Raw genomic sequence first — 5078 nt, forward strand, 5'->3', positions numbered from 1 at the left:
CGATCATGCCGTCCGCACCGACCGTCCCGACCACGCTCATCGCACCGACCGAGCAGTCCGCACCCACCGTCCCGACCACGCACCGTCCCGACCAAACTCATCGCACCGACCACGCACCATCCCGACCAAACTCATCGCACCGACCACGCCGATCACCGGAAAGGCCGTACTCATGACCGCCGTACTCTCGGACGAACTGAAGTCGCTGCTCGACACCCCCGTCTTCGTGAACATCGCCACCATCCAGCCCGACGGCAGCCCTCAGGTATCGCCGGTCTGGGTGAAGCGGGACGGAGAGGACATCCTGGTCTCCACCACCGTCGGCCGCCGCAAGCAGCAGAATCTGGACCGCGACCCCCGGGTGACCGTCCTTCTCCAGCCCTTCGACGCGCCGTACACGTACGCCGAGATCCGCGGCACGGCCGAGCTGACCACCGAGGGCGGCCAGGAACTGATCGATGAACTCGCCGTGAAGTACACCGGCAAGAAGTACGCGGAATTCAACCCGGCTTCCGGTCAGGACGCCCCCCGCGTCGTCATCCGTATCACCCCGCGCAAGGTCGTCGGCCGTATCTGAGGGACCGGCCTGAGGACCGGCCGCCGCCCGGCGACACCCGGAGCTGTTCCCGCGGCACGCGCTGCGGGAACACCGCCCCGGGCCCACTACCCTTGATGCGTGACCATTCGCCTGTACGACACCAGCGCCCGGCAGATCCGTGACTTCTCCCCGCTCACACCGGGCCGCGTCTCGATCTACCTCTGTGGTGCGACCGTGCAGGCCGCACCGCATATCGGCCATATCCGCTCGGGGCTGAACTTCGACATCATGCGCCGCTGGTTCGAGTACCGCGGCTACGAAGTGACGTTCGTGCGCAATGTGACCGACATCGACGACAAGATCATCCAGAAGTCGGCGGACCAGAACCGCCCGTGGTGGTCCATCGGCTACGAGAACGAGCGCGCGTTCAACGACGGTTACCGTGCCCTCGGCTGCCTGCCGCCCACCTATGAGCCCCGCGCCACCGGCCATGTCACCGAGATGGTCGAGATGATGCGCGGACTCATCGAGCGCGGCCACGCCTATGAGGCCGACGGCAATGTGTACTTCGACGTCAGATCCTTCCCCGGCTATCTCCAGCTCTCCAACCAGGACATCGACGACCTCCGCCAGCCCTCCGGCGAGGGCGAGACCGGCAAGCGCGACCAGCGGGACTTCGCCATGTGGAAGGCGGCCAAGCCGGGCGAGCCCGACTGGGAGACGCCCTGGGGCCGCGGCCGTCCCGGCTGGCATCTGGAGTGCTCCGCCATGGCTCATAAGTACCTGGGCTCCGCCTTCGACATCCACGGCGGCGGCATCGATCTGATCTTCCCGCACCATGAGAACGAGATCGCCCAGGCCAAGGCGTTCGGCGACGACTTCGCCGCGTACTGGGTGCACAACGCCTGGGTCACCATGAGCGGCGAGAAGATGTCCAAGTCGCTCGGCAACTCGGTGCTGGTCTCCGAGATGGTCAAGCACTGGAAGCCCATCGTCCTGCGCTACTACCTCGGCACCCCGCACTACCGCTCGATGATCGAGTACAGCGAGGAGGCGCTGCGCGAGGCCGCGTCCGCGTTCGCCCGGATCGCCGGCTTCCTCCAGCGGGTCGGCGAGAAGTCCGGCGCCACGATCGAGCCGTCGCCCGATGTGCCGCCCGCCTTCGCCGAGGCCATGGACGACGACCTGGGCGTCCCCCAGGCCCTCGCCGTCATCCACACCACGGTCCGCCAGGGCAATTCCGCACTGGCCGCCGACGACAAGGAGACCGCAGCCGCCCGCGCCGCCGAGGTGCGTGCCATGCTCGGTGTCCTCGGACTGGACCCCGGCGATCCGCACTGGGCCGGTGAGAGCGACGGCGGCGAGGACCTCCACGGCGCCGTCGACACCCTCGTACGGCTGGTGCTCCAGCAGCGCGAGTCGGCCCGCGGCCGCAAGGACTGGGCCACCGCCGACGCCATCCGCGATCAGCTCCAGCAGTCCGGGCTCGTCATCGAGGACAGCCCGGACGGCCCACGGTGGACGCTCGGCCCCCGCTGAGCACACCCGCCCCCGTGTGCCGCCCGACCCAGCGGGATCTGGAGGGCGGCACACTTGCATACGTACGGTCTGCATCTACGTGCAGAACGAGGATTCACGGAAACAGGTAGTAGTCATGGCCGGGAACAGCCAGCGCAGGAACCGCCGCACGTCCAACAAGAAGGGCGCGCAGGTCGGCAGCGGTGGCAAGCGACGCCGCGCCCTGGAAGGGAAGGGCCCCACCCCGCCCGCGTCCGCCCGTAAGGGGCACGTCAAGAGCCGGGTGGCGAACGCCAAGGCCAAGCAGGCGGCCCGCAGGCCCGTCGCCCGCCGGGGCGGCAAGGGCACATCCGAGATGGTCGTCGGCCGCAACTCGGTCTTCGAGGCGCTGCGCGACGGGGTGCCCGCCACGATGCTGTACGTGCAGCAGTTCATCGACAACGACGAGCGGGTGCGCGAGGCGCTCCAGCTCGCCACCGGCCGGGGCAACCTCCACATCATGGAGGCGCCGCGCCCCGAGCTGGACCGGATGACGAACGGGCTCAACCACCAGGGTCTGGTGCTCCAGGTCCCGCCGTACGAGTACGCGCACCCGGAGGACCTCGCGGCCACCGCCGCCGACCACGGCGAGGACCCGCTGATCGTCGCCCTCGACGGGGTCACCGACCCGCGCAACCTCGGCGCGGTCGTCCGCTCCGTCGCGGCCTTCGGCGGCCATGGCGTCGTCGTCCCCGAGCGCCGCGCGGCGGGCATGACCGCGGGCGCCTGGAAGACCTCCGCGGGCACCGCCGCCCGCACCCCGGTCGCCCGCGCGACCAATCTGACCCGCGCCCTGGAGTCGTATCAGAAGGCGGGCCTGACCGTCGTCGGACTCGCCGCCGACGGCGAGCTGGAGGTCGGTGAACTGGAAGCCCTCGGCGGCCCGCTCGTCATCGTCGTCGGCAGCGAGGGCAAGGGGCTGTCCCGGCTCGTCGGCGAAACCTGTGACTATCGCGTACGCATCCCGATGCCGGGCGGCGCGGAGTCGCTGAACGCGGGCGTGGCGGCCGGAGTCGTCCTGTACGAGGCGGCCAGGCGACGCGCCTGAGGCGGGCCAGGCGACGCGCCTGAGGGCCGCGAACGCGGGTATCCGGGCCTCTCACCAGCCTTGACGGGTCTCGGACAGATCGAATCCGTCACGGCAGTGTCCAAACCCCATGTCACTCGGTTAGATGAGTGTGGACACCAGAACGCCCCGGCCCGGGTTCGATGACCAGCCTGCGCTGAGCATGCTCAAGGTTGACTGCGACCCCGCGCAGGTCATCGTGAACCACGCCAGCTTCCGGGTGCAGCTCGCGCAGAGCCCGCGCCCCGCACGAGCCCCCGGAGGCGCCGCCCGCGTCCCCGCAGGCGGCACCGCGCTCCGGCGCAGGGCCGCCCCCGTGGTCTGGAGCGGCAAGTCCGCGCCCGGGGACGCCGGTGCGACCGGACTGCTCCAGGCCGTACGCAACAGCACGGTCACCACCGAGGACCGGGCGTACGAGCGGAACGCGGCCGGCGGGGGCCACGACGATTATGGCCGTGAGGGCTACGACTCCGGCGCGACCCAGGTGATCCCGCGTGTCGAGCTGGCCGACGACACCACGGACACGGCCCGCACCCCCGTCGCCGCGCCCCCCGGCGGCGGCCGGCCGCTGCTGCCGCCGATGCGCCAGGCCGTCGGCGCGTACGACACCTACCCCGGCGACGAGGCGTACGACGACGAGCCGACCCAGCTCCACGACCTGGGCGAGCTGAGGCATCTCGACGACGCCGAGGGGTACGACGGGTACGACGAGGCCGGAGCCCGCCCGCAGCGGTTCGGCAACGACGCCGTACGCCACGCGTACTACCCCGGCCGCCGGATGAACCTCGGCGTGGTGCTGCTGCCGATGCGGGTGTTCCTCGGCCTGATCTCCATCTACGCCGGTATGGGCAAGCTCTGCGACCCCGTCTACTTCGACGGCGGCGAGCGCGGCTCCATGGTGAAGTGGCTCAACTCCCTGCACCCCTGGGCGCTCGCCGAGCCGCTGCGCGACTTCGCGCTCTCCCACCCGGTGGGCGCGGGTCTCACCGTCGCCTTCCTCCAGGTCGTGGTGGGGGTGCTGACGGTCCTCGGCCTGTGGCAGCGGGTCGCGGCCGTCGTCGGCGCGCTGCTGTCCGCCGCGCTGATCCTCACGGTGAGCTGGAAGACCGTCCCCGCGTACGACGCCCCCGACATCATCTATCTCGCCGCCTGGTCCCCGCTGATCATCGCGGGCGCCCCCGTCTACTCCATCGACGGGCGGCTCGCGGGTGAGGCGTGGCGCAAGCTGGGGCCGCGCTCCGAGCTGTGGGAGCTGCGGCGCCGGGTGCTGCGGCGCGGTTCGGTCGTCGCCGCCGTGGTGGTCGGTCTGACGCTCCTCATCGGTTCGATGCTCGGGGGAGCCGTCCGCTCGTCCGACATGGTCACCGTCCCCGGCCCGAACCAGGACCCGACCAACCATCTGCCCGGCGCCCCGCTCCCGCAGGACGAGCCGACCGGCGAGCGCAGCTCCGCCGGACCGACCGGTTCCGCCGGCGGTAACCGGCCCGCGCCGTCCGCCAGCCGCAAGGGTGCCGCGAAGAAGGCGGAGTCGACGCCGTCGAAGGGCGGCGACCCGGCCGCCAGGGAGACCGCCGGGGCTACCGCCGACCGCCCCAGCCAGACCCAGGGCACCGGCACCGGCCAGCGCACCCCCGGCCGCTCCGAGCCCGCCCGGCAGGCCCCCTCCAACACCTCGGGACCCTCCTCCGGCGGTGGCACCGACAGCGGCGGTGGCAACGGCCCCGCGAGCGTCCCGGACGAGGCGGGCCCGACGGGCGGGGGAGCCGGGAGCGGCGGCGGCAGCGGCGGGAGTTCCGGTGGCGGCAGGGTGATCGGTGGCCTCCTCGGCTGAGACACCGGGGCGGTACGGCGGCGCCCTTGGCGCGACGGACCCGGGCGGACCCGGGCGGACCGGGCCGACCCGGGCCGGGCGGGTCC

Annotated in this window: 4 protein-coding genes; all 4 read left to right on the forward strand. The window is 71.7% G+C overall.

Annotation, left to right across the window (positions count from 1 at the left end; translation table 11 throughout):
- The first annotated feature begins 172 nt into the window (after window positions 1-172).
- The 4 genes from ACWF94_RS33155 to ACWF94_RS33170 all read left to right on the forward strand — a co-directional run bounded on the left by ACWF94_RS33155 (window position 173) and on the right by ACWF94_RS33170 (window position 4992).
- A complete protein-coding gene (locus tag ACWF94_RS33155) occupies window positions 173-577 on the forward strand; it encodes a PPOX class F420-dependent oxidoreductase (protein ID WP_453497090.1) in 405 nt (134 codons plus the stop codon).
- Between the two features lie 99 nt (window positions 578-676).
- Window positions 677-2077, forward strand: a complete 1401-nt coding sequence (gene cysS / locus ACWF94_RS33160) for a cysteine--tRNA ligase (protein WP_453497092.1) — start codon at window positions 677-679, stop codon at window positions 2075-2077.
- 115 nt (window positions 2078-2192) lie between these two features.
- The gene (gene rlmB / locus ACWF94_RS33165) at window positions 2193-3143 is read left to right on the forward strand and encodes a 23S rRNA (guanosine(2251)-2'-O)-methyltransferase RlmB (RefSeq protein WP_453497095.1); all 951 of its coding nucleotides are present in this window, start codon (window positions 2193-2195) and stop codon (window positions 3141-3143) included.
- A gap of 124 nt (window positions 3144-3267) precedes the next feature.
- Window positions 3268-4992: a DoxX family membrane protein gene (locus ACWF94_RS33170; protein ID WP_453497097.1), complete on the forward strand. Its 1725-nt coding sequence runs from the start codon at window positions 3268-3270 to the stop codon at window positions 4990-4992.
- Window positions 4993-5078 lie beyond the last annotated feature (86 nt).

This window comes from Streptomyces sp. NPDC055078 (assembly GCF_053607985.1).